Source organism: Shewanella bicestrii (genome assembly GCF_002216875.1).
In the GTDB taxonomy this organism is placed as follows: Bacteria; Pseudomonadota; Gammaproteobacteria; order Enterobacterales; family Shewanellaceae; genus Shewanella; species Shewanella seohaensis.
Window position 1 is genome coordinate 3,185,626 of sequence record NZ_CP022358.1, and the last position, 25,964, is coordinate 3,211,589.

General features: G+C 44.8%; 21 protein-coding genes. 13 read left to right on the forward strand and 8 right to left on the reverse strand.

Annotated elements, in window-relative coordinates:
- The first annotated feature begins 38 nt into the window (after positions 1 to 38).
- The 11 genes from CF168_RS13830 (at position 39) to CF168_RS13880 (ending at position 14,122) form a co-directional block, all read left to right on the forward strand.
- Positions 39 to 3,113, forward strand: coding sequence for an amidohydrolase family protein (locus CF168_RS13830; protein WP_089068148.1), 3,075 nt, complete (start codon positions 39 to 41; stop codon positions 3,111 to 3,113).
- On the forward strand, positions 3,113 to 4,402 hold the full coding sequence (locus CF168_RS13835; protein ID WP_089068149.1) for an amidohydrolase family protein: 1,290 nt from the start codon (positions 3,113 to 3,115) through the stop codon (positions 4,400 to 4,402). The genes CF168_RS13830 and CF168_RS13835 overlap by 1 nt, the downstream gene beginning before the upstream one ends.
- A gap of 77 nt (positions 4,403 to 4,479) precedes the next feature.
- On the forward strand, positions 4,480 to 4,860 hold the full coding sequence (gene rcsF / locus CF168_RS13840; RefSeq protein WP_089068150.1) for an Rcs stress response system protein RcsF: 381 nt from the start codon (positions 4,480 to 4,482) through the stop codon (positions 4,858 to 4,860).
- A gap of 94 nt (positions 4,861 to 4,954) precedes the next feature.
- Positions 4,955 to 5,689, forward strand: a complete 735-nt coding sequence (gene tsaA, locus CF168_RS13845) for a tRNA (N6-threonylcarbamoyladenosine(37)-N6)-methyltransferase TrmO (RefSeq protein ID WP_089068151.1) — start codon at positions 4,955 to 4,957, stop codon at positions 5,687 to 5,689.
- Positions 5,690 to 6,319, forward strand: coding sequence for an acyltransferase (locus CF168_RS13850; RefSeq protein WP_089068152.1), 630 nt, complete (start codon positions 5,690 to 5,692; stop codon positions 6,317 to 6,319). It begins immediately after the preceding gene.
- Between the two features lie 169 nt (positions 6,320 to 6,488).
- Positions 6,489 to 8,201, forward strand: coding sequence for a proline--tRNA ligase (locus CF168_RS13855; RefSeq protein WP_089068153.1), 1,713 nt, complete (start codon positions 6,489 to 6,491; stop codon positions 8,199 to 8,201).
- A 262-nt stretch (positions 8,202 to 8,463) separates the two neighbouring features.
- Positions 8,464 to 9,588, forward strand: a complete 1,125-nt coding sequence (locus CF168_RS13860; protein ID WP_089068154.1) for a patatin-like phospholipase family protein — start codon at positions 8,464 to 8,466, stop codon at positions 9,586 to 9,588.
- Positions 9,589 to 9,859: 271 nt separating this feature from the next.
- Positions 9,860 to 10,096 carry a hypothetical protein gene (locus CF168_RS13865; RefSeq protein ID WP_086904470.1) on the forward strand — a complete coding sequence of 79 codons (237 nt, stop codon included), beginning with the start codon at positions 9,860 to 9,862 and terminating at the stop codon, positions 10,094 to 10,096.
- A gap of 147 nt (positions 10,097 to 10,243) precedes the next feature.
- Positions 10,244 to 10,954 carry a YjbF family lipoprotein gene (locus CF168_RS13870; RefSeq protein WP_086904471.1) on the forward strand — a complete coding sequence of 237 codons (711 nt, stop codon included), beginning with the start codon at positions 10,244 to 10,246 and terminating at the stop codon, positions 10,952 to 10,954.
- 10 nt (positions 10,955 to 10,964) lie between these two features.
- Entirely contained in the window at positions 10,965 to 11,750 is a 786-nt protein-coding gene (locus CF168_RS13875; protein ID WP_086904472.1) for a capsule biosynthesis GfcC family protein, read from the forward strand.
- A complete protein-coding gene (locus CF168_RS13880) occupies positions 11,750 to 14,122 on the forward strand; it encodes a YjbH domain-containing protein (RefSeq protein ID WP_089068155.1) in 2,373 nt (790 codons plus the stop codon). Before CF168_RS13875 ends, CF168_RS13880 begins: the two co-directional genes overlap by 1 nt.
- 24 nt (positions 14,123 to 14,146) lie before the next feature.
- Here the strand turns inward: CF168_RS13880 and rfbC are convergent, their stop codons facing one another.
- Together rfbC and CF168_RS13890 are read right to left on the reverse strand one after the other, a co-directional pair.
- Positions 14,147 to 14,689, reverse strand: coding sequence for a dTDP-4-dehydrorhamnose 3,5-epimerase (gene rfbC / locus CF168_RS13885; RefSeq protein ID WP_089068156.1), 543 nt, complete (start codon positions 14,687 to 14,689; stop codon positions 14,147 to 14,149).
- Positions 14,690 to 14,989: 300 nt separating this feature from the next.
- Positions 14,990 to 16,351, reverse strand: coding sequence for a sensor histidine kinase (locus CF168_RS13890; protein WP_089068157.1), 1,362 nt, complete (start codon positions 16,349 to 16,351; stop codon positions 14,990 to 14,992).
- Positions 16,352 to 16,714: 363 nt separating this feature from the next.
- Between CF168_RS13890 and CF168_RS13895 the strand changes: the two genes are divergently transcribed.
- Together CF168_RS13895 and CF168_RS13900 are read left to right on the forward strand one after the other, a co-directional pair.
- Entirely contained in the window at positions 16,715 to 17,167 is a 453-nt protein-coding gene (locus CF168_RS13895; protein ID WP_167373707.1) for a copper resistance protein NlpE, read from the forward strand.
- A 96-nt stretch (positions 17,168 to 17,263) separates the two neighbouring features.
- The gene (locus CF168_RS13900; RefSeq protein ID WP_089068158.1) at positions 17,264 to 17,914 is read left to right on the forward strand and encodes a HutD/Ves family protein; all 651 of its coding nucleotides are present in this window, start codon (positions 17,264 to 17,266) and stop codon (positions 17,912 to 17,914) included.
- A 175-nt stretch (positions 17,915 to 18,089) separates the two neighbouring features.
- On the opposite strand, the gene rfbB is transcribed toward CF168_RS13900, so the two are convergent.
- The 6 genes from rfbB to CF168_RS13930 all read right to left on the reverse strand — a co-directional run bounded on the left by rfbB (position 18,090) and on the right by CF168_RS13930 (position 25,964).
- Entirely contained in the window at positions 18,090 to 19,109 is a 1,020-nt protein-coding gene (rfbB, locus tag CF168_RS13905; protein ID WP_089068159.1) for a dTDP-glucose 4,6-dehydratase, read from the reverse strand.
- Between the two features lie 176 nt (positions 19,110 to 19,285).
- A complete protein-coding gene (gene glmM / locus CF168_RS13910; RefSeq protein ID WP_089068160.1) occupies positions 19,286 to 20,638 on the reverse strand; it encodes a phosphoglucosamine mutase in 1,353 nt (450 codons plus the stop codon).
- Positions 20,639 to 20,725: 87 nt separating this feature from the next.
- A complete protein-coding gene (wecA, locus tag CF168_RS13915) occupies positions 20,726 to 21,787 on the reverse strand; it encodes a UDP-N-acetylglucosamine--undecaprenyl-phosphate N-acetylglucosaminephosphotransferase (RefSeq protein WP_089068161.1) in 1,062 nt (353 codons plus the stop codon).
- 136 nt (positions 21,788 to 21,923) lie between these two features.
- Positions 21,924 to 22,997, reverse strand: a complete 1,074-nt coding sequence (gene wecA, locus CF168_RS13920; RefSeq protein WP_089068162.1) for a UDP-N-acetylglucosamine--undecaprenyl-phosphate N-acetylglucosaminephosphotransferase — start codon at positions 22,995 to 22,997, stop codon at positions 21,924 to 21,926.
- Between the two features lie 129 nt (positions 22,998 to 23,126).
- Positions 23,127 to 24,548: a phosphomannomutase gene (locus CF168_RS13925; RefSeq protein WP_089068163.1), complete on the reverse strand. Its 1,422-nt coding sequence runs from the start codon at positions 24,546 to 24,548 to the stop codon at positions 23,127 to 23,129.
- Positions 24,549 to 24,551: 3 nt separating this feature from the next.
- The gene (locus tag CF168_RS13930) at positions 24,552 to 25,964 is read right to left on the reverse strand and encodes a mannose-1-phosphate guanylyltransferase/mannose-6-phosphate isomerase (RefSeq protein WP_089068164.1); all 1,413 of its coding nucleotides are present in this window, start codon (positions 25,962 to 25,964) and stop codon (positions 24,552 to 24,554) included.

Genomic DNA, 25,964 nt, shown 5'->3' on the forward strand with positions numbered 1-25,964 from the left:
GTTACTCTTTATTCCCCCTCCGTCTAAGTGAATAAAAAATGCAGATAAACAATAAGATAATAATAAGTTGCGGCATTATAAGTAGTTTTGTATCCCACAACATTTTTGCCGAGGCCAATCCCATCTCCCCCGTCAATAAGTTAACGGCCTTTACTAATGCTGAATTAATCATAGCGCCAGGGAAGCGACTCAAAAATGCCACCTTATTAGTTGAAAACAATCGGATCAAAGCCATTATTGAAAAAGGGGATATCCCAGAAGCGGCATTAAAGGTTGATCTCAGTGGTTATACTATCTATCCCGGTTTTATCGATCCCTTTACCGATTATGGTATCGAGTTTGAATATCCCAAATTGGGGCTGACTCGTCCGGTATATGATATTAAACGTATCGGCGGTAATGCAGAAAATGGCGCAATTCACGCTGAAAAAGAATGGTTTAATTACGTCTACCCAAATAAAGAACGCGCACGCGATTGGATCAATAACGGCTTTACCAGCGTACAAAGCAGTAAACTCGACGGTATTTTCCGCGGCACGGGTGTTAGCCTTTCATTAGCGGATAAAACCGCCAACGAGGTGATTTATCGTGCTCGCAGCCAACCTTTTATGGCCTTCGATAAAGGCACGTCTGAACAAGACTACCCCAATTCTCTGATGGGCAGTATTGCACTTATCCGACAAACCTTTGCCGATGCTAACTGGTATAACCAAAATAAGCACAAATCGGTTAATAGTTCGGCAAACCCTCAAATTGAATTTAATATTGCCTTCGAACGCTTAGATAACTTAGCCGAGAAACAAATCGTCTTTGAAACAAAAAATCTCAACGATTTGCTGCGCGCCGCGAACCTGCTCAAAGAACATCAGCAGCCCGCCAACTTACTCGCAAGTGGTCAAGAATATGCGCGCATCAATGAATTAAAGGCCCTGAATTATCCTCTGATCCTGCCGCTCAACTATCCGCAGGCACCGGATGTGGGTACCGATGATGCCGACCGTGAAGTCTCCCTTGCAGAACTCAGGCAATGGGAACGCGCCCCCACAAACCCAGCTGCAGTTGCCAATGCGGGCATCCCTTTTGCCTTTACCCAATTTGGCATTAAGACCGAAGCATTTTGGCCTCGTCTACGTCAAGCCATCGCCCAGGGACTGAGTGAGGATAATGCCCTCGCCGCGCTGACAACTCAAGCCGCCGAGATGGCAGGGACGGCCGAGTTCGCCGGTAAACTTGCCCCCGGCTATATGGCCGACTTTGTGATTACTAAGGGCAATATCTTTAAGGATGGCCAGATTTACAGCGTCTGGCTGCAAGGCGAAGAGCAGTCCATTCGCTCACTCCCACAGGCCAAACTCTTGGGCGATTATCAGCTCACGCTGAAAAATCTCACCTTAGATCTAAGCCTTGAAGAAACGGGCAAAGCGGGCAAAACCGCCTTCCAAGGTCAACTGACTAGTGGCGAGAAGAGCATTACACTCACCAATCTTCTGCTTGAAGACGATGGCCGCGTAAGCTTTAACGCCGATTTAAGCGATGCGGGCATACATGGCATCAGTCGTTTTACCCTCTGGCTCGCTAAAGATGGTATTCAAGGCCGCATGGTGGACGCCCAAAGTCGCAGTATTAATGTGGCGGGTATTGCTATCGCTTCGAGTCCAAATACAAAGCCTACCGATACGCCCAAAACCGAGGCTGCAGCGACTTTAGTGAGTCAACTCACCTACCCTAACGTCGCCTATGGTTTGAGCGAGGCGCCAAAAGCCGAGAAACTCCATATTAAAAATGCCACCCTGTGGACCTCAGATAAACAGGGCATCTTGGAACATGCGGATCTGTTAATGGCCAATGGCCGAATTGAAAAAATCGGTCAGCAACTCAGCACGCCTTCGGGTTATCAAGTTCTCGATGCAACGGGTAAGCACTTAACTGCGGGTATCGTCGATGAGCATTCCCATATTGCTATCAATGGTGGCACGAATGAAGGTACAGATGCTGTCACCTCTGAGGTGCGGATTGGCGATGTGATTAATCCCGAAGATATCTCCATCTACCGCGCACTCGCGGGCGGTGTCACCAGCGCACAATTACTCCATGGCAGCGCTAACCCAATTGGTGGCCAATCACAGTTAATCAAGATGAAATGGGGTGAGAGTGCTGAGCAGCTTAAATTTGCCAATGCCCCTGCCAGTATCAAATTCGCCCTTGGCGAAAACGTCAAACAGAGTAACTGGGGCGAGAAATTTGTTCAGCGCTTCCCGCAGACTCGCATGGGCGTAAAAGCTTTATTTGAAGAAACCTTCGATGCCGCAATCGCCTATGAGAAAGCGCTGAAGGACTATGATGACTTACGCAGCAGTGAGAAGAAGAAAACCATTGCGCCGCGCCCAAGCTATCGCCTACAGGCGGTCGCCGAAGTGTTAAAGCAGCAGCGCGATGTGCATATTCACTCCTACGTGCAGTCAGAAATCTTAATGTTCCTGCGATTAGCCGAAGCCTATCACTTTAAGGTGCAAACCTTTACCCACGTGCTGGAGGGTTACAAGGTTGCCAGTGAACTAGCCGCCCATGGCGCAGGCGCTTCGACCTTTGCCGATTGGTGGGCCTATAAGTTCGAAGTCTATGATGCGATTCCACAAAACGCGTGCCTGATGCAAAAACAAGGCGTGCTTACCAGCATCAACTCTGACGACTACGAAATGCAGCGCAGACTCAACCAAGAAGCGGCTAAGTCAATGATGTATTGCGATATGTCTAAAGAAGATGCCTGGAATATGGTGACCATCAACCCGGCGAAACAGCTCAGAGTCGATGAGTATGTTGGCTCACTCACCCCAGGCAAAATGGCCGATATCGTGCTTTGGAACGCCGAGCCGCTGTCGATTTACGCCAAGGTGACCCAGGCCTGGGTCGAAGGCAAACGCTATTTCGATCGCGACCAAGACCAGCTTGCCCAGCAGCAGGTCGTCGCAGAGCGCGCCGCCCTTATCCAAAAAATTCTCAGTAGTGATGATAGCGCCAAGGCGGGTGAGAAAGTTACACCGCTTAAGGAACCTCAATGGCACTGCGATACCAATTATCAGGCTTGGGGCCAACATCATCAGGGAGCAAAATAATGAAGCACTTACCCACAACCTTGCTGCTGTCGACACTGACCATCACCTTGTCCGTGCAGGCACATAATCTCATCCCTACGCCTAAACAAACTCACGGTGTGTTGATTAAAAACGCCACTGTGCATACGGTCAGCCAAGGGGTTTTAACCAATACCGATGTGTTGATTGAAAACGGTAAAATCAGCGCACTAGGGCCACAGTTAAGCGCCAATGAGGCTGATGGCCAGATGCAGATCATCGATGCTACGGGTAAACATTTATATCCAGGCCTTATCGCGCTCGATACCAGTCTTGGTTTAGTAGAAATCGAGATGGTGCGCCCAACAGTCGATAATGCAGAAGTCGGTGATTTTAATCCGCAAATCAGCGCGGCAACGGCTTACAACCCGGATTCAGAGCTGCTGCCAACCATTCGCTACAATGGCATCACCCATGCACAAATCGTCCCCAGTGGCGACGGACTCGCGGGCCAATCTGTAGTCGTCGACCTCGATGCTTGGACGATTGAGGACGCCCTGCAACCAAGCGAAGGCCAATTCCATGTTTACTGGCCGCAAATCAAGCGTATGCCAGAGGATGAAAAGGAAAAAGCTAAGGCCATTGAAAAAAATCAGCAGGCCATAGCGACACTGACCACAGCCTTTGAGGATGGCTATCGCTACTTTTTAAGTCATAAAGCAAAGGATTCGGCCAAGACAACCAATTTACGTTGGCAGGCCATGTTGCCCCTATACCAAGGCAAGGCCACGCTATTTGCCCATGCGGACAGCGTCAGCCAAATTGAGCAAATCATTGCCCTGACTAAAAAATATCAATTTAAATTGGTCATTGTCGGGGGCTATGATGCCTGGCGACTAGCTTCAAGCTTGAGGGAAGTGAACGCCAGTGTGATTTATCCGCACACCCTGAGTCTGCCCAAACGAAAAGATGAACCTGTGGATTTGCCGTTTAAAATCCCTTCATTGCTGGCAAGTGCAGGCATTTCCTATGCCCTTGGATTTTCATCGGATTGGAACAGTCGTAACCTTCCCTATGCCGCGGGCTACAGTGCCGCTTACGGTGTCACGCCCGAGCAAGCATTAAAATCGGTGACCTTAGATGCAGCAAAACTGCTGGGGATCACCGATTTAGGTGCCATCGCCGTCGGTTATCAGGGCAGTGTGGTGCTGAGTGACGGGGATATCCTCGACCCTATGAGCAACAAAATTAATGCGATCTGGATTGAAGGACGGCAAATAGATCTGAATAATCGCCACCAGCAGCTTTATCAAAAGTATCTTAAGCGCTAGAATTTGCTCAGATAAATCGCTCGATAACGCGCAGTCCGTTGGACTGCGCCTATTTACCCTTACTCTCAGGTCAAACCATGAAAATCATCCTCTCAAGTGCATTAGTGCTACTGCTTAGCGCCTGTGCCAGCGATTACAGTTTTAACAGCAATTTGGACGGCGAGGCGATTAATCACTACTTCAAGGCGGGCGATGTCACGCTATTTGAGGGCGATAGTTTGCCTAAAGGTCATTACGAATTAAAAGGTTTGGTACAGGGCGAATCTTGCCAAGCCGATGTGAATGCAGTGCCTGCTTCCTTAAGTGAAGCAAGAACCGAAGCCCGACGCGCGGCGGCCGACAAAGGCGCCAATGGCATCATCATCAAACAATGCGTAATGATGGAAGAAGCAGCCCAAGGCTGCGTCAGCCGCGCCCTCTGCGTTGGCCAAGCCATTAAAATGACCTCTGCTGACTAGTTCAAAGCGTGTATACTGCACGCCAATATTGATGTACTTAACAACCTAGGCCATCGGAGTTTGGGTTGTTGTCCTTGCTTTAGGTATTTTTTGCATGACATTTACCAACCAGATTACCGCTGTCGCCACTTGCCGCACTCCCTATAAACAAAAATTTGGCATTCCACGGCAGCCCGGGTTGGTGGAGGCGCGCGGTTATGTTGAGCTCGAGCCCCATGTCAATCATCTCGATGCGGTGCGTGGCATCGAGCAATATTCCCACCTTTGGTTATTGTTTTGTTTTCATGAAAATCTCGCCCAAGGGTGGAAAACGACCGTACGCCCGCCCCGTTTAGGCGGCAATGAAAAACTCGGCGTATTCGCGACTCGCTCGACCTTTCGCCCGAATGGCATAGGTCAATCCGTGGTCAAACTCCACGGGGTGGTGCAACGTAAAGGTAAAGTGTGCCTAGAGATTTCGGGCATGGATCTTGTCGATGGCACGCCCATTATCGATATTAAGCCCTATATTCCGTTCTCGGATTCGATTGAAGGTGCCGTCGGCGGTATCGCGCAAGAAGCACCAAAACTTATCCGCGTAGTGTTTTCCAATCTGGCAACTGCCCAGATTGACACTTACAGCAAGCAGGACGCCTACACCGATTTAGCCGTACTCATCCACGGCGTGCTGGGGCAAGACCCTCGCCCCGCCTATAAAAAAGCCAAGGATGACCCCAAGTTATATCAAGTGGCTTTGTATGATTTAGATATCTTTTGGAAAATGGCGGTCGATGAGGATGAACGGGAATACATTCAGGTATTAGAACTCAAACCGGGGAAATGTGGCTAAATGCAGACGCCAATCACAACGGCCTTGCCTGATTATCAAAGCCAACATAAAAAGCGTCTGTCTTGGATGCCCTGGTTGTATTTTTCACTCAAAGAAAAACACTTAGTCTGGGCCAAACCCTGGCAGGATGAAGTGCAAGCCAACCTTTGCGCCCTCGAAACCGTGACCATTGGCGAAAACTGTTTTATTGCGCCCGAGGCGCAGTTATTTGCCGAGCCGAATCGCGATATCACAATCGGTAATCGCTGCATGATTGCCGCAGAATGCTTTTTGCATGGTCCTATCACGCTCGGTAATGAAGTTGCTATCAATCACGGCTGCTCCTTCGATGGCGGCCGAGTAGGCATTCAAATTGGCTCCCAAACCCGCATTGCTAACCATGTCACTATTTATGCCTTTAATCATGGCATGGCCCCAGATACGCCCATTTATCAACAAGCCTCCCATTCTAAAGGAGTCGTGATAGGTAAAGATGTGTGGATTGGCGCACAGGCAGGGATAGTCGATGGTGTCACCATTGGCGACCATGCGGTGATCGGCATGGGCTGTATTGTCACTAAAGATGTTCCCGCATGGGCCATCGTCGCGGGCAATCCTGCTCGGGTGATTGGCGATAGGCGGGATAAATAACTCACTTAGCTTTATCTGTATGCATCGCCCGCTGTGGCGACGCGGCACACTTTGTAAATGAAAACGGCCATTTGTCTGCAGCTGATTGAATTTAACCTCAATCCATAGGTGACATCATCGAAGCAGGTGATAAAATGGCGCCCATTCAACTCAAATTTGGACATCGGTAATGCGCGTTAGCAAATACCTACTTTCTACTCAAAAAGAAACACCTGCGAATGCAGAAGTCATCAGCCATCAATTAATGCTACGTGCGGGTATGATCCGCCGTAACGCTTCAGGTCTATACAGCTATCTGCCCACGGGCCTGCGTGTATTGCGTAAAGTCGAAGCCATTGTTCGTGAAGAAATGAACAAAGCGGGCGCGATTGAAATCCTAATGCCTATGGTGCAACCGGCTGATTTATGGGTAGAAACGGGTCGCTGGGACAAGTTTGGTCCTGAACTACTGCGTTTTAAAGACCGTCATAGCCGTGACTTCGTTCTGGGACCAACCCACGAAGAAGTGATCACCGACTTAATCCGTAAAGAAGTCAGCTCTTACAAACAATTACCGCTGAATCTTTATCAAATTCAAACTAAATTCCGCGACGAAGTTCGCCCACGTTTTGGCGTGATGCGTTCTCGCGAGTTCCTGATGAAAGATGCTTATTCTTTCCATCTTGATGTGGATACCATGAATGAAACCTATGAGGCGATGTATCAAGCCTATAGCAACATTCTGTCGCGCATGGGCTTAGCCTTCCGCCCAGTTTTAGCGGACACCGGTTCTATCGGTGGCAGCATGTCACACGAGTTCCATGTATTAGCGCAAAGCGGTGAAGACTTAATCGCCTACTCTACGGGTAGCGATTATGCCGCTAACATCGAGAAAGCCGAATCGCCAATGCCAACCGAAACGCGCGGCGCGGCGACTGAAGCATTACGTTTAGTCGATACCCCAAATGCGAAAACTATTGCAGAGTTAGTTGAGCAATTCGGTTTAGATATCACTAAGACAGTGAAAACCTTGATTGTGAAAGGTGCGACGGAAGAAGCGCCACTGGTAGCGCTGATTGTACGCGGCGACCACGAGCTGAACGAAATCAAGGCTGACAAGTTAGATTTAGTGGCATCACCATTAGAATTTGCCCCAGAAGCCCTGATCCGTGATGCCATTGGCGCAGGTCCTGGCTCATTAGGCCCTGTCGGCCTGAACATGCCTATCATCATCGACCACAGTGTTAGCGTGATGAGCGACTTCGCCGCTGGCGCAAACCAAGATGATAAACACTACTTTGGCATCAACTGGGAACGCGATCTACCACTGGCACAAGCAGCCGATATCCGGAACGTGGTTGAAGGCGAGCCAACACCCGATGGTTTAGGTACTTACGCTATGGCGCGTGGTATCGAAGTGGGTCATATCTTCCAACTCGGTACTAACTATTCTAAATCGATGAATGCGACTGTTCTCGATGAGAACGGTAAATCACAAGTGCTGCTGATGGGTTGTTACGGTGTTGGCGTGAGCCGTATCGTGGCGGCTGCCATTGAGCAAAACTTCGATGATCGCGGCATTGTATGGCCAGAAGCCATTGCCCCATTCAGTGTAGGCATTCTGCCAATGAATATGCACAAGTCACACCGCGTGACCGATATCGCCGAGCAGTTATACAAAGACTTAAGTGCTGCGGGTATCGATGTGCTACTGGATGACCGTAAAGAGCGCCCAGGCGTCATGTTCGCCGATATGGAGCTGATTGGTATTCCTCACACTGTGGTGATTGGCGATCGCAATATCGACGCTGGCGTATTTGAATACAAAAACCGCCGCACCGGTGAAAAGCAAGACGTGCCATTCGACCAAATCGTCGATTTCTTAAAGAATCTGCAAGCTTAAGCACTATCTCTTGCGCTGCATGCACATTCAGCCAGTGTGAGTTAATGGTTAGCCATTAGCCTCTCAATACAGAAACGCACTTAGGTTAAACTTAAGTGCGTTTTTTATTTCCCATCGTTCGATGGCAAACTAAATCACAAACACTCCCTACTCTTCTCATCAAAAACTAAAGATATGTCATTAAGATAACTGCTCAGACTTGCTTTTTTAGATAAGGCATTGCTTTAATAAAATCATAATAACAAGTCGTTGAGTCATAAGATTGCCAACATCAACAGCATTAGTTCTCGGTGGCGGTGGCGCTCGAGCCGCCTATCAAGTGGGAGTGTTAAAAGCACTGGTCCAGCTTTATCCGCGCAACCATGGCGTGCCATTCAAAATCATTTGTGGCACCTCTGCGGGCGCGATTAACGGCACCTCCATTGCCACCCACGCCTCCTGCTTTCATTTAGGTGTCAAAAAACTCGAATGGGTTTGGCGCCATTTTGAAACCAGAAAGGTATATCGCGCCTCCATCCCCGGCGTGTTAAGTCATTTAGCCAAGATGGCACTCAAGGGCCTGCAAGATGATAAGGTGAATACCGACGCGGGCAGCCTGCTCGATAACGAACCTTTACGGCATTTACTCAATGAACTTATTGATTTTAAGAGAATCGATCGCAATATCCGCAACGGCGCATTAACCGCACTCAGTGTCGATACCTCTTGCTATAACAACTCGCGCTCGGTGACGTTTTTTCAAGCGGCCAGAGATATTGAGAACTGGACTCGCGCTAGGCGCAGCGGTGAGCGGCGGATGTTAAATACCGAACATCTTTTGGCAAGCTCGGCGATTCCCATGGTGTTTCCGTCAATTAAACTTAACCAAGCTTATTATGGTGACGGCTCAGTCCACCAACTCGCGCCACTTTCAAGCCCAATCCATTTAGGCGCCAATAAGCTATTAGTAATCAACCTAGACAGTCCCCATAAGCATTTTCCGATGGAGCTAGAATATCATCCGAAGACAGCGACCATTGCGGGTCATCTGCTGGATACTATCTTTTCCGATACCTTAAATAGCGATCTTGAGCGCTTGGAGCGGATTAACCATACACTGTCGCTTATTCCCGAAGAGAGCCGTACTCAACTGTCATTACATCCCATACAAACCTTAGTGATAAAACCCAGTGAAGACTTAAGTAAAATCGCCGCCCGTTTCTATGATGATATGCCTTGGGCAATTAAGACCTTACTGGGATTTATTGGTATCGACAGGCAGTCTGACTCGAGTATTGTGTCCTATCTCTTGTTCGAAAAGTCCTACACCAGTGCCTTGATCGAATTAGGCTATAAAGATGGCATGGCTCAAATGGACGAGATAATAGCGTTTTTTAATCTGACATGAGGATAGCTTAAGACTTGTTACAAACGGCCAAATAAATCGATTTGAAGCACCACCTTCTGCGTGGTATAAAATAGGAGTCGCCAAAGAGTTATCCCGTGAATGTGGCAAACCCATTCTAAATTAAGGATTATTTGAAGGCGAACCGGCAGCAAATCAGTCTAAAGTTTGAATAGCGAAACAGATTTAACATTGATCATTTATGTTGAATCACCTATCATGCTGTACTAGATTAGCTAAAAATTAGGTTAATTTTTTCTAAAAGGGAATCACGATGAAAAAAACTTCATTAGCACTTATTGCTGCTATTTCAATGTTAGGTTCAGTTGCTCACGCAGAAGAGACTGGCAAAGCTTCTGGCGGTAGTACCGCTGGTGCTACTGGTAGTATCACTGCTGGCGCAATTGCTGCTGGTGCTGTTATCACTGGCGTAGTTGTAGCTTCTAATGGCTCAGACGGTAATCCAATCACTAGCACTGGTACTAACACTACCACAGGTACTGGTAACTAAGCCTTTAATCGGATATTTAAACAACCGCCTAATGGCGGTTGTTTTTTTTCATGTATTGAAAGGCAATTGCCAACTCCTAATGACTTGAAATCACCTCTACATGTCTTTACATTGACAACCAATTATTATTTAAAGTAAGCAATCCGGATGCGTATATACACAAAATTATTTCCGCTAATAGCGCTATCAGCTTTTCTTATAGGTGTTTCAGGCTGCAGCCAACGAATTAGTGCGCTAAACGATACGATTAAGCTCGCCTTTATTGGTGATGATGATGTCACTCTCAATGCTGAACAAATAAAAGCCAACCCCTATGCTAGTGTCTATGTAAAAATAGAAGATACCCCTCAGGCATTTGTGGTATTAGCCTTTGCAGAACCTAAAACTAGTCTATCTCCAGTAAAAATGGAACCTGAAGCACTAGAGCTCAAATGGTTATCTGCGGATAAAGGCATGTTAGTCACAGTAAATGGCCGCTTAGTAAAAACTCATAACCTTATTGCTGGTAACTTAGCTGCAGTTGAAAGTCTCGAACCGGATCCTCTGCTATTGGGGTTACATCTTAGTTCGACGCCAAAAACTTGGACTCGAACGATAGACTGGCAACCCGGTTATCATTATGGCTATGAAGTGACATCAACATTTAATCTAGTCGCTCAAGAAAGTATTCTAATCAACGAAACTCCTACTCAAGCTTTACACTTTAATGAAAGAGTATCTGTAGAAGCACTCAATATTGAATACCAAAATGAATTTTGGCTAAATCCTCAAACTGGCAAAGTCATTAAAAGTCATCAGAAAATAGCACCGAATCTGCCATTTATTGATATCACCTTATTGAAGCCTTTCGCAATATAGTGGAGCCAGCATGAAATCCTATATATCCTCTTTAGCTCTACTGCTTAGTGCATTCTCTTTACCTACAGTCCAAGCTAACACCCAACTTTATGTCAGCACATCAGCTGCTAATGTACCGCAGCTACAAATAACCTATCCTGCAGCAATCCGCGTTGGACAAGCTGTGCAAGATGGTTTGACCCAGCTCCCCTTGTATAACCAAACTACAAGAAACGAAGCGATACCGATTTACTGGTTAGGGGCGGCTTTACTCGATATACAAAGTACCGCGGCATTAGAAACCACTCGTCAGCAAATATTGCAACAGTTGGCCAATATGGGGCAGCAAGCAGATAATAGCCAGTATATTGCTAAGCTTTCCAAATTTGCGCAGTTTCTCAGAAATTTAAAGCTTGGACAAAGAGTTAATCAGCCATTAGATCTCGATTTAATTCGCATTACCGATACCTATAACCCCATTATCGACGGTCAATTCTTATTGGTACTCCCCCCACGTCCAACAACCATTACAGTGGTTGGAGCCGTGGCACAAACAGGAGAGCAAAAATGGGTATCTCGCACAAGTAGTAAAGATTACCTGAAACAAGCAGGCTTATTGGAGAATGCTGAAAATAGCTTTGTATGGATAATTCAGCCAGACGGTAAGGCCATTCGCCAACCTATTGCCTATTGGAATCATCAGTCTATGGACATCGCACCTGGTGCCATACTCTTCGTTGAGTTTTCAGGCCTTTTTGATGACTATTCCACATTAAACAACAACCTTATTGAATTACTCAAAAATCGGGCTCTGTAATGAAAAACTCGACTCCCACTTTTCCCTCTTTCGGGCGTTTATCAGCGCTATCTTTAGCACTGCTACCATTATTACACGTTAGCGCCGATGAATTTTCTTACCCAACATTGTTGCCTTCACAATCTGACTTTGGTGGTGTAGGCCTAATGCAGATGCCGACTGGTCGCATGGCACCTGAAGGTGAGTTTAACTTTGCCACAAGTTATAACGACGAATACCAACACTTCACTGCATCAGTACAATTATTCCCTTGGTTTGAAACCACTGTTCGTTATACCCAAGTACAGGATTTACTCTACAGTAATGATCCCAACTTTAGTGGTAATACTAAATACACGGATAAAGGGATTGATTTTAAGGTTCGTCTAATTGAAGAAAGCAACTGGCTGCCCGAAACGTCCATTGGAGTACGGGACTTTGGTGGTACTGGTTTATTTGATGGTGAGTTTATTGCCGCGACCAAACGCGTCGGTCCACTCGATTTTACCTTAGGCATAGGTTGGGGCTATATCGGCAATAGCGGTAATCTCACTTCCGATAAAAAAGATCTTAATTACAACTGTGATAGAGATACTTCTTATGGTGGTAAAGGTGGCACTGTTGATTATCAACGTTGGTTTAAGGGCTGTGCCGCGCTTTTTGGTGGCGTTGAATACCAAACCCCCTGGGACCCCCTACGGTTAAAAGTGGAATACGACGGCAACGACTATCAATCCGACTTCCCCGTTGTACGTGGTGGTATCCCTATGCCACAGGACAGCAAGTTTAACTATGGAATGCTCTATCGTTTTGGCGACTGGGGAGATCTTCATTTAAGTTATGAGCGTGGTAATACTTGGACACTTGGCTTTAGTCTGCAGACCAATTTTAATACCTTGTCACAGATTAAACGCGATCCAGAGGCTGCTAAATATAAGCCACTTCCTGCCGCGCCATTAACACTTACACAATCAGAATCCTCTACACAGGTAAACACACCAAGAGCCGAACAAGCGACTGTGAGTACTGAAACTTCAACACATAAATCAGAAGTGGGAAATGCTGAAGTAGCAAATCTAGAGCCAGTCAACGCATCCAGTCAGGCTGTTACGAATCGCAAAGTAGATTGGAATAAAGTTGCACATGACTTGCAAACCATCGCAGGTTACGCTAACGCCAAAATTTACCTTGATAATGAAAGTATTACCGTTGTAGGTGAACAAAACAAATTCCGCGATAGAAATGAAGCGCATCAAAGAGCGGCAACCATCCTCGCGAATAATACTGATGCAGCCAATATCAAAGAATATCGCCTGATAGAAACCCATTATCAACAACCAATCACGGAAACTCGTATTGATAGCCAAAAATTTGCTCAAGTAGCGAGTTATGCTTATATCAATGCAAAAATGGCCGATACCAGTGAAGTAAGAGTTCCCAGCTCACCACAGGGTAAATTAGTTACCGAAACAGACAAAGATTGGTTAGATAACTTCGGTTTTGATATTTCCCCAACCATGGTGCAATCCTTCGGCGGCTCTGAAGGTTTCTATATGTTCAATATTGGTGTGACCGGCAGTGCGAGTTACCGCTTTAGCGATAATTTCGAATTTTCTAGTTCTATATATCTGAACCTCTACGACAACTACGATAAGTTTTTATACGATGTACCACCCGATGGAACAGATTTAAAACGTGTGCGCACGCTAATTCGTCAGTATGTCCATGATAATCCTGTCAGAGTGAATAACCTTCAATTGACTTGGATGGACAATCTAAGCGACAACATTTCTTATCAAGCCTATGGTGGCTATTTAGAAATGATGTACGGAGGTATAGGGACTGAAGTTCTCTATCGACCACTAAACAGTCAATGGGCTTTTGGCTTTGATGTAAACTACGTCAAACAACGCGATCCCGATAGTATGTTTGGCTTCTTTGAAGATGAACATCAATTCGATCCGATAACAAATCGCCCTTATAGAGTACAAACGGGAGTTCTAACAGGACACGCTACAGCCTATTATCAACCTGATTGGTTCCCTAACACCCTATTAAGAGTCAGTGCGGGCCAATATCTCACTGAAGATAAAGGTATAACGGTTGATTTCTCAAAACAGTTTGATAGTGGTGTGATTGTAGGAGCCTTTGCAACTAAGACTAACCTTTCATCGGAGGAATACGGCGAGGGAAGCTTTACTAAAGGCTTCTATATTTCAGTTCCATTCGATCTGATGACAATCAAATCAACCCACAGCCGCGCATTCCTCTCTTGGATGCCATTGACACGTGACGGTGGTCAAATGCTGGGGCGTAAATACAATCTATTCGATGTCACTGATGCACGCGCACCTTGGTACACTCGACCAAGTATCGAACATCACGACAAATAAACCACATGCCGTGAGTGCCTAAAACTAGGCACTCAAAGCAGCTTTTGCATCCCGATCAGAAAGTATTGGTAGTTCGTTGCGTAACGGCCAGTCAATCGCAAACTCTGCACTATTCCAGGCCAGCACATATTCATCATCTGGCGCATAATAATCAGTGCAGCGATAAATCACATCGGCATATTCACTCAGCACATAAAAACCATGGGCGAAGCCCGGCGGGATCCACATTTGCAAATGGTTATCAGCAGAAAGTACACGCCCTACCCATTTACCATAGGTTCCTGATTGCGGCCTAATATCCACTGCAACATCAAAAATACTGCCTGCACACACCCGGACTAATTTCCCCTGCGGATGCTTACATTGGTAGTGCAAGCCACGTAATACGTGTTGTTGTGATCGGCTAAAGTTATCTTGGACTAACTCCAGCACCTCTAACCCTCTATTTTTCAAACACTCGGAAAAAAACGATTGTCTAAAAGTTTCCATAAAAAAACCGCGTTCATCACCAAATACTTGCGGTTCAAACAGAAGAATCTCAGCTATCTCTGTTTCAATACATTTCATTAGAAATCTTCTTGTTCAGTAATTTAAATTTCTACCCGTTAAGTTCAATACTACGAAAAGTTAAACAGCTATTAACAGGTAAGGTGTCAACTATTCTCACAAACAAAGATTGATATATCAGCAGGTGATTCCCTCCAAGTAGAAGAACCATAATACCCGCCAACAAATGCCTTTTCTCATTGATATATCAAGGATTAGTGAGTCAAAATGAAGGGAGGATTGTAGCATATAAATGCCGATAAAGCTGAATGGCGCGAGGTCTTCAACAAGACTGAGTTATCCCCTAAGCAATATCTAAACTTATTTCTCAGGGATCTGTATTTCAACCTTCACACCTTGATCTGGGGATGAGGTTAGCAAAATGGTGCCATGTAGTTTTTGCGTCACCAGATTATAAATAATCGACATACCAAGACCTGTGCCGCCGTCTTTACGTGCGGTAGTGAAAAAAGGCTCGAAGGCTTTCAGTTTAACCTCATCGCTCATCCCTACCCCATTATCTTGATACTGCATGCAGATGTTCGAGTCTTGTTTTTGTACTCGAATAATGATGCTTTTATCCCCCGAAAAACTCTCAGGAAATCCATGGCGAAAGCTATTGGCCACTAAATTAGTGAATATCTGTGCGATGGCACCAGGGTAAGATTCGATAAAGATGTCGTCATCAAGCTCCACGTTCAAGACAATATTCTTCTTACGCATTAACGGCCTTAATGAGCTGAAAATTTGGAAAATATAGGTCTTTAAATTAAATCGCTCACGTTCTAGTACCGATTGGTCTGCGGCGGTGCGCTTAAAGTTATGAACTAACTCCGCTGCTCGCGAAAGATTGCGCTCAATCAACCCTAAACCATCCTGCATGGTATTGATAAAGAACAAGAATTTATCCTCATCGAGATCATTTTGCTTGAAAGCCGTTTTCAGCAATGCCACTTCATCTAAACAATGGGTTACGGATGTCACGGCAATCCCGAGAGGCGTATTGACCTCGTGTGCAACCCCTGCGACTAAACTCCCTAAGGCCGCCATTTTCTCGTTTTCAACTAAATGGTGTTGTATAGAACGTAAATCAGACAATGCCGTCTCTAACTCTTGGGTACGTTGGCTAACCTGAGCCTCGAGATCCGCATTAATGGCCTTTAATTGATTTTGATAATCCAAAATTTCCTTTGCACTCATGGCTCGGCCGAATAAGTCGGCCAAAGCAGAAGCAAAGGCCCTTTCATCACGCGTCCATTCTCTAGGCACACCTTGATGCTCAGAACAGATAATACCGACCATTTTTCCGCGATGACGTATGGGACTATCTAACAGAGAACTAATACGATTAGGGACTAAGTAGGCATTCACAAACTCATGGGTCACCCCGTCTGTTTGCGCATGATTCGCGACAATGGCGCGCTCATTATCTAATAGACTGAAGTAATGTGGATAATCCTGCCGAGCTAATATCAACGCCTCTTGCCTGTGCATATTATCGAGCAGGTAAAAGCAATGCATACTTCGGTGATCTTCACTCCATAACCAAATGCCTGCACGGGTGATTTTTAACCCTTGGCATACAGATGACACAATAAGTTGTGAGGCCTCAACAAGATCGCCACCATCAATAATGGATGAGCGGCTTACATCGAATAAAATCCTGTCTAACATACGTGTCATAATGCAGATTTACCCCGCGAGATACCGCCTGACTCAACAATCAGGCAATTAACTTGGTTACCCAAGCTTAAGTGATTCTCTTTAGTATAGATTCAATCTGCAAACACACTCATTGAGATGCACCCACAAGCTACAATTGGTTTTGCAGAACAATGTCTAGTGCTGCTTTACCTAAACACGCCGATAAAAAATCATGCAACACTTAGCGCTTTTTTACTGAACTCGTAATGAAGTTCAAACACATAAAGCCCCTCTTTAACATTAAGACACAGAAAGATACACCAGACATAAATAAGGTTGGAACCCGTAATGATGGCGGTTATCATCACACGACAATCAATTAATCAAACGGTTAAGATGAATATGAAACTTTCACAGATATCACTCGCCCTTCTTGCGTTAACGATTACAGCATGCAGTGAGCCCGCTAAGACTGTGGCTAATGAGCCTGTCGAAGCGCCACATCAAGATACACAAACAAACCTACCGCTTGGTGATACCAGTCAAAATGCGCTCGATTGGCCCGGTGTCTATGAAGGCGTTATCCCCTGTGCAAGTTGCGAAGGGATCCAAACCACACTCACGATACAAGCGGATAATAGCTTTGAATTGAAAAGTATTTACTTGGGTAAAGATGAGTCCATCTTTAAAGTAGCAGGAAAATTTGACTGGGATAGCAATGGCTCAAAAATCACCTTATCCGATGGCACTAAATACTTGGTAGGAGAAAACCAACTGTTTATGTTAGATATGGAAGGTAATCGGATAAGTGGCCAACTAGCAGAACATTACATTTTGAAGAAGAAAGAAATTTAGCTGTGAATGCAGTATGCTGCGATACGCCACTGCATTATGCCCCGAAGTAGGTATCCTCTGTGCTGAAAAAATCCATAATCAAAAGAGAAGCAGAAGTTGAATTCCAATATCCAGATCATCCGTTATGAAGAATGCGAATCGAGCTTATGGAAAAATGGCGGTGGCAGCACTAAACAACTGTTGATATGGCCAAAAGGGGCAGATCTCAGCAACTTTGATTTTAGGATCAGCATAGCCACCATCTCAAGTGATGGCCCATTCTCACTCTTCCACGGCATCGATAGACAGCTATGTATATTGGAAGGTGAAGGGGTAAGACTAAAGGTCAAAGGGAATGATTTAGGACAATCAGAGGAAATCATCCTTCGCCCGAATGATCCTCCATTTTGCTTTAGCGGGGAAACTCAAATCGGGAGCAAGCTATTAGTTAACCAGATCCTAGACTTTAATGTGATGACGAGGCGCGGTAACTACACTGCAAGAATTGAGCGCATCGAGTGCAATGGCAAAGTCCAGATTGAAGCCAAGGTGAACAGTGCTCACCAATCCACGAATACCCAGCCTATCCATTTTGTGCTGCCGCTCGCGCCAATCAGCTGTATTTATCAAGGAGAGAAGATAACACTGCAAAGTTACGATCTGTTGCAATTAGCAGAGGAGAAAAATACTACTGCGGGATGCTTAACATTGATAAGCCGCCAAGCAACGCAGCTGATACGCGTGTTTATTGAAGCAACTAAGCCATAGATAGCTAAAACTCCAAGCTAAAAACTAATGCCTGAAGCCTTAATCGATAAAGTAGCATTAACGACACTTCCACTGAACTCAATTAGCAGTAGATTCAATATGTTGGAGATTAAGGAATCACTGTAAAGTGAAATCACAAGCAAGTGATTTTCCCAGTATTTGCCATGGCTGAAAGCTATTTCGCTTGCTGTGAAATCATCCACTCTACCGCCCTTCTAAGACCTGATTCAAACGACTCTAGCGGTTGCCAGCCCAATTCATGTTGAATTTTACTTGCATCAATCGCATAACGAATATCGTGTCCCGGGCGATCAACAACATGCTCAATCAAAGCTGCAAAACCTTCTCCTTTCATCGCAAGTGATTGCGGATGAGTAGGTACTAACTCCTCAAGTAATAAGCAAATTTGCTGAACTACAGCGAGATTAGTTCGCTCACAGCCACCACCAATATTGTAGGTTTGTCCAAGCTGACCTCGAGTAGCCACTAAATAGAGCGCTTTTACATGGTCATCCACATACAACCAATCACGCACTTGTTGGCCATTCCCATAAATAGGCAACGATTTGCCTTGTAAGGCATGATTAACCATCAACGGGATCAGCTTCTCAGGGTATTGAAACGGACCATAGTTATTCGAGCAGTTAGTGATCACTATCGGTAAACCATAGGTTCGATGCCAAGCACGAACTAAGTGATCCGCCGAAGCTTTGCTCGCTGAATAAGGAGAGCTTGGGTCATAAGCTGAAGTTTCGCTAAACAATCCAGTATCTGCGAGCGAGCCAAAAACCTCATCGGTTGAAACATGATGGAAGCGAAACTGTACTTTTTGCGAACTATCCAGTTGTGTCCAATAGCGACGAGCCGCCTCTAACAGAGTGAAAGTCCCCAAAATATTGTTTTGGATAAATACTGCAGGGCCTTCAATAGAACGATCAACATGGGTTTCAGCGGCAAGATGCATCACTATGTTGGGCTTAAATTGCTCGAATAGGATATCTAATCTCGCACCATCACAGATATCAGCCTTCACAAATTGGTAGCGTGGATCATCGCTAATATCAATTAAGGCATCGGGGTGACTAGCATAGGTTAATTTATCAATATTGAGCACATGACAGTTTGTCGCTTGAATAAGCAGACGCACCAAAGCCGAACCGATAAACCCAGAACCACCTGTAACCAAAATTCGCATTATTTCTTCCAGACCACATTACTTAGAAAACAACAAAAATGGAGTATATCAGAAAAGTAAACAGGCTAGAGCGATTCGCTTTTAGGTGCTAGGTGCTAGGTGCTAGGTGCTAGGTGCTAGGTGCTATAGAGTCTAGATCTACTCTTTTTGTAGCCCCTAGCGTTTTAAATTATCGCCTATGCAGCTTTAACAGCCTGAGCGATATATTCAGCTTGTTGTTGAGTCAAGCTAATATCCGTTGACTCCACCATCACCCGGATTAAAGGCTCTGTTCCTGATTTTCGTAGCAATACACGACCTTGATTTCCTAATACTTCTTCAGCGGTTAGCACAGCTTGTTTAACACTGTCTTTAGCCAAAATGCTGTCGGCACTGCCTGATGATAAACGCACATTAATAAGTACTTGCGGCAGCTTGGTCATGCCCGCTTTAATGTCGGCTAAACGTTTGCCTGACTCTAAAATGGCTTTAAGTACCTGTAGAGACGCCACAATACCATCACCCGTTGAAGCGTGCTTTAAACTCAAAATATGCCCAGAACCTTCGCCGCCCAGTTGCCAACCCGTTTCATTAAGCTGCTCAACCACATAACGATCGCCCACCTTTGCACGTACAAAGGGAATGTCCATTTGCTTAAGCGCCAGTTCTAAACCAAGGTTCGACATTAAAGTTCCAACCACACCGCCGACCATTTCACCTTTTTGGAACGCGGCTTGTGCCAGAATAAATAAAATTTCATCACCATCAACCACATGGCCATTATGGTCAACAAACATCACCCTATCCGCATCGCCATCGAGTGCAATACCTAAATCGGCCTCATGCATCATCACGGCGGTTTGCAAACTATCTAAATGTGTTGCACCGCAATGGTCATTAATATTCATCCCATTCGGTTTGTCATTAATGCTAATCACCTCAGCCCCTAACTCACGGTACACATTCGGCGCGATATGGTAGGCGGCGCCATGGGCGCTATCGACGACAATCTTCAACCCCGTCAAACTTAAATGATTCGGAAAAGTGCCCTTACAAAACTCAATATAACGGCCTGCGGCATCATCAATACGGCGAACCTTACCCAATTTTTCAGAGGCCACACACTGCATCGCATTATGCTGCAGCGCCTGTTCTAATAAGGTTTCAATTTCAAGCTCCTGCGCATCATTTAATTTAGTGCCAGAGTTTGAAAAAAACTTAATCCCATTGTCATCATAAGGATTGTGTGAGGCACTGATCACCACCCCGGCATCGGCGCGAAACGTCGACGCCAAATACGCCACCGCAGGTGTTGGCATAGGTCCAATCAACGCCACATTCACACCCGCCGCCGAAAATCCCGCCTCCATTGCCGACTCCAGCATATAGCCACTAATACGGGTATCTTTACCAATCAACACTTCTTTAGTGCCAGTGGACGCCAGCACAGTGCCAGCCGCCCAACCTAACTTCATCGCAAAATCAGGCGTTATAGGGAATGTACCCACCTTGCCACGTACACCATCGGTACCAAAATACTTCCTAGACATACTGCATCCTTAAAAAGTCTTAAAAACCAAAATGCCAATTCAGTTGAATTGGCATTTAAAAATAGAATTAAATCAATTAGCTAAAAGCTAGTCCTTACGTATCCAAGTCAAAATTTGCCATACGTTCGATAAAGCCCAGTTATAGCTGACAAATATAGCCAAAAAAGCGGTAAACATTATCCATTCAGGAACTTTTACCATCTCAGCACCCACACCAATGATGGCAAGCAAAAACGAGGCTATGGAAATTCTAATCAAGGTTTGCTTACGGTTATAACCCGCACGCTCAAAAATATGGTGCAAATGGTCACGATCTGGTTTAAAAGGCGACATGCCTTTTTTAACCCTTCTGTACATAATTGCCGCCATATCCATTAATGGGATAGCGATGATATACAACGCAGTAACAGGGGAAAACACTTGCCCTTGGTGTAAATGATTACTATCAGCTTGTGTACCCAAAACTAGTAACCAAACTACCGTTAAACCAATTAGCATGCTGCCCGCATCCCCCATAAAAATCTTATCTAAGGAAGGAAAAGGCCAGCGTAAATTGAATAATAAGTATCCAATGATTGCCCCAATAAACAACAACGGCAGTAAAAACCAACTATTACCAGCCCAGTAGAATAAAAAAGCTAACGATGAAAACGTCACCAAGCTTAGCATCCCCGCTAGACCATCAATGCCATCCACCATATTAAAGGCATTAATCGCACCAATCACCGCAATGGTTGTAACAAAAATGCCAGCATAGCCTAGTTTAAACTCAAAAAAGTACAATATATGGCCAAATGTAGTGAGGTATAATCCTGCACCAAAAATTAAAATAGAGGCAGTGATAACCTGTGCCCCCATTCGAATGCGTACTGACAAATCATATTTATCGTCTAACACACCAAGGAAGAGGATTAACGCAGCAGAAATCAGATATAAGTTTAAGGTTTGACTTTGCGGAATAACAATACTGGATACCAGTAATACACTGCAATAGATAGATACCCCACCAATCAAAGGGATAGCACCTTCATGCAGCTTTCGCTCATTGGGTAAATCGACTAAACCAACACGTTGAGCGATAGGATTTAAGACTTTAATTGCAACACAAGTTAAACAAAAAACACTCAAAAGCGGTATGAGGTATTCCATCACTCTCTTCCTTTACTAGCAACTGATGCCAAACGACTTTAAAAAAAGTCTATTTCAAAAATATGACAATGGAGTATAGCAGGAGGCGATTTACTAGATAAGCAGTAAATCAACATTTTTTAACCGCCCGAAAAGTCTAAACTGAACGCATAAACTTAACATGACGATTTAGAAAAGCTGTAATACGCCAAATATTACTCAATACAGTAAAATACGCTGCAAAACTCAATAAAAATGCAAAAAACATAATATATTCATCAACTTTAGCCAGCTCAGACCAAATGCCAACTCCCGCCATCAAGATTGCCCCTGTACAAATAGTCAATAAGGATTGAAAAGGTGACAAACCTATACGTTGACAGATATGGTGTAAATGCTCTCGATCCGGCTTAAAAGGCGATTGGCCCTTACGAATTCGACGGATCATAATGCACGCCATATCCATCAGCGGTAATGCAATCAACCATAGCGCAGTCACAGGGCGGATAGCAGTTGCTCGCTCACCTTGGCTAGCCACAATTAACAACCAAATTACGGTAAAACCGATAAAAATACTCCCAGCATCGCCCATAAACACCTTAAAACGCCGCCCAAACGGGAAACCTAAATTGAGCATGATATAAGGCAACATGGCGGTGACTAACAGGGCACAAAACAAGGCAAAGTTAGCCATACCATGCCAATAAAACAGCAAACCCAAGCCGCCAAAGGTGACGGATGCTAAGCCGCCCAATAAGCCATCAATTCCATCGACCATATTAAACGCATTAATAGCACCAATAACCGCCACCACGGTTAACACATAGCTAGCAAATTCAGGTATTTGTAACGCCTCGCTCCCCATCAAATACCCAAGATTATGTAAACTACGTCCACCCTGCACTATCATTGCAATTGACACCAAGGCTTGTATCACCAAACGCAGCTTAAAACTGATGTCATAGCGGTCATCAATGGCCCCCACTATCACCAGCGCCAACGCACACCCCATATACAAATATGGCAAAGTCAACAATTCAGGTAACCACAGTAAGGCAAGCAGCATAGTCACAAAAACCGAAATCCCACCTACTAAGGGAATTTGTCCAGTGTGATGCTTACGTTCATTAGGTTTATCAACTAAGCCAGTACGTTGAGCAACCTTACGAAATACAAACAAACAGATAAAAGAAAAGAAAAAAACAAATAAAACTGCGATGCTTGCTGACATAAAACCACTAAATTAACAGATAACTAAATAAAAATGGACAGTTATGAAACTGTCCAAGGGCTGCCTAACAAATCCCAATTATCTTACATTAATCAGCCAAACCAAACTCAGCTATAACCAATATAATGACTAATTGCTTTCAATAAGAGCCGCCAAAACTAATTCAACAAGTGACAGGGCTGCTTCAACTGACTTTGACTCTGCATAACAACGTAATTCAGGCGCATTACCTGAAGGACGTAAATGTATAACATCGCCATTTGACAGTGTCATTCTTAATCCGTCAGTAGTGTCAACTGATAACACCTCAAACTGACCAAGAGATAACTTTGCTAAAAAGGATTTAGGTGATGCAATCCCCTGCTCAATCAGCGCAAGGCTTCGCGTCCTTTCGAAATTTTGTATTCGGTCACTTGCTGTAAAAATACTAGGCAGTTGAGCAACTAATTGTGAGATAGGACAATTACGAGCCATTGCTAAAACAGCAAGGGCCGGAAGCAGTGCATCACGAGTAGGTAGTGCACTCAAGTTCACACCATTTACATCAATATCAGACCCTAGCAAAAAACCACCATTTGCTTCGAAACCGGCTACACGAGAGAATTGAGTCAGTAATCTAGCAAAAGCTTCTATCACATAAGGAGAGCCAATTTTAGTGCGAAAAACTTGCTTAAAAGAACCACAAGCTTCAACCGCAGAATTACAACTCACAGGAATAGCAAGCGCCTCGATCCCTAAAAACTGAGCAGCAAGTAAACATAAAATATCCCCACGAAGGTAAGTACCAGTTTCATCAGATAACAATGGTCGATCGCCATCACCATCCGTAGAAAAAACAGCATCGAGTCTGTACTCTTTCTGCCAATTTTGTGCCATTTCAATATCATGCAAACTTACCGCTTCAGTATCTATCGGCACAAATTGATCGCTACGCCCAAGACTCACAACCTCTGCACCTAGCTTTTGAAATAACTTGGCATAAAGGTCGCGCCCAGCACTAGAATGCTCATAAATCCCGATACGTTTACCTGCTAATAAAGTAGGGCTAAATAAATCGAGATAACGAGAGATATAAGACGTTGCCGCAACATCAGAAACTTTGGGTAAATCGCAAATCTGAGCATCAACCAATCCAGCGTCAACAGCGAGAATAGCCAACTCATCAGCCTTTGTGATTTCGCCATCTGGGCGATAAAACTTAAGGCCATTACGATCAAATGGAATATGGCTTCCAGTAACCATAATTGAAGGGATGCTTTGCTGCATTGCTGTATATGCTAATGCTGGCGTAGGCACAACGCCGAAGTAAATTGGCTTTAAACCAAGTTCAATCAACGAGCTAGCACAAGCCTGTGCCATTGCATAACTACTCGGGCGATTGTCTATCGCTATAGCAACAGCATTAAATACAAAATTCTGCCGCATCACGCCAACAAAGGCTTGCGTGAAAGCCATGCAAACCTGCGGCGTAAACTGAGTAACTAACCCTCTTGCACCGCTTGTTCCAAAGGCAACACCACTTTCCGATAAAACTGAACTAGTACTTGGCATAAACTACTTCCCTTCAACTCGTCCATATCTATCTTCAAAACGAACAATATCATCTTCACCAAGGTACGAACCGGATTGAACTTCAATAAGCTCTAGATCAACTTTTCCTGGGTTTTCAAGTGCATGAATTACGCCAACAGGTATATAAGTTGACTGATTTTCGGTTAACAGAATATCTTTATCACCGTTAGTCACCTTCGCAGTGCCAGAAACCACAATCCAATGCTCGGCACGGTGATGGTGCATTTGTACCGATAACTTAGCGCCCGGTTTAACGGTAATACGCTTAACCTGAAAACGGTCGCCATTATCGATAGAGTCATACTTACCCCAAGGGCGATAAACTTCACGATGGAAAGTCACCTCTGAACGTTGTTCAGATTTCAGTTGCCCCACAATCGATTTCACATGCTGAGATTGATCTTTATGGGCAACCAACACAGCATCCTTAGTATTTACAATCACTAAGTCCTCAACACCGACTGTTGTGACCAGCTTATTACCACCAAAGACTAAGGTGTTTTTGGTATCAACAGATTTAACATCGCCATTAAACACGTTGCCATCATCGTCTTTAGCCGAAACTTCCCACAAAGCAGCAAAACCGCCAACATCGCTCCAACCAGCGTCCATTGGCACGACTACAGCGTCATTTGTATGCTCCATCACAGCATAATCGATAGAATCGTCTGGACACGCCTCAAATGCAGCTTTATCAATGCGAATAAAATCGATGTCATTATTTTGAACTTGCATAGCAAGCTCGCAAGCTGAATAAATATCGGGGCGATAGACTTTTAATTCCGCAAGATAACGACTCGCTTTAAATAAAAACATGCCGCTATTCCAGTAATAATCGCCACTCGCAATATACTCTTTCGCAGTGACTAAATTAGGTTTTTCAACAAAACTATCAACAATATAACCATGTTGACAGGCTTCACCACGCTTAATGTAACCGTAACCGGTTTCGGGCTTATTGCCGACAATACCAAAGGTGACTAACTTGCCAGCCTGCGCTAACTCAGTAGCGCTATTGATTGATTGCTGAAAAGCTTGAACATTCTCGATGACATGATCAGCTGCTAAGACCAACAGCAAAGGATCATGACCAAACTCAACAGCTTTAAAGGCCGCTAAAGCAATAGCTGGCGCAGTATTGCGACCAACTGGCTCTAAAAAAATACCGTTATGTTTAACGCCTAACTGCCTTACTTGTTCTGCTGCGATAAAACGATGTTCCTCGTTACAAATCAACATCACTGGCTCATGCTCTATACCCGCTAAGCGGCTAATAGTGTTTTGCAGCATAGTCGCATTACCAGAAAGCGATAAAAACTGTTTAGGAAAATTGCCACGAGATAGAGGCCATAAACGAGTGCCGGAACCACCGGCCATAATAATGGGTAATAACAT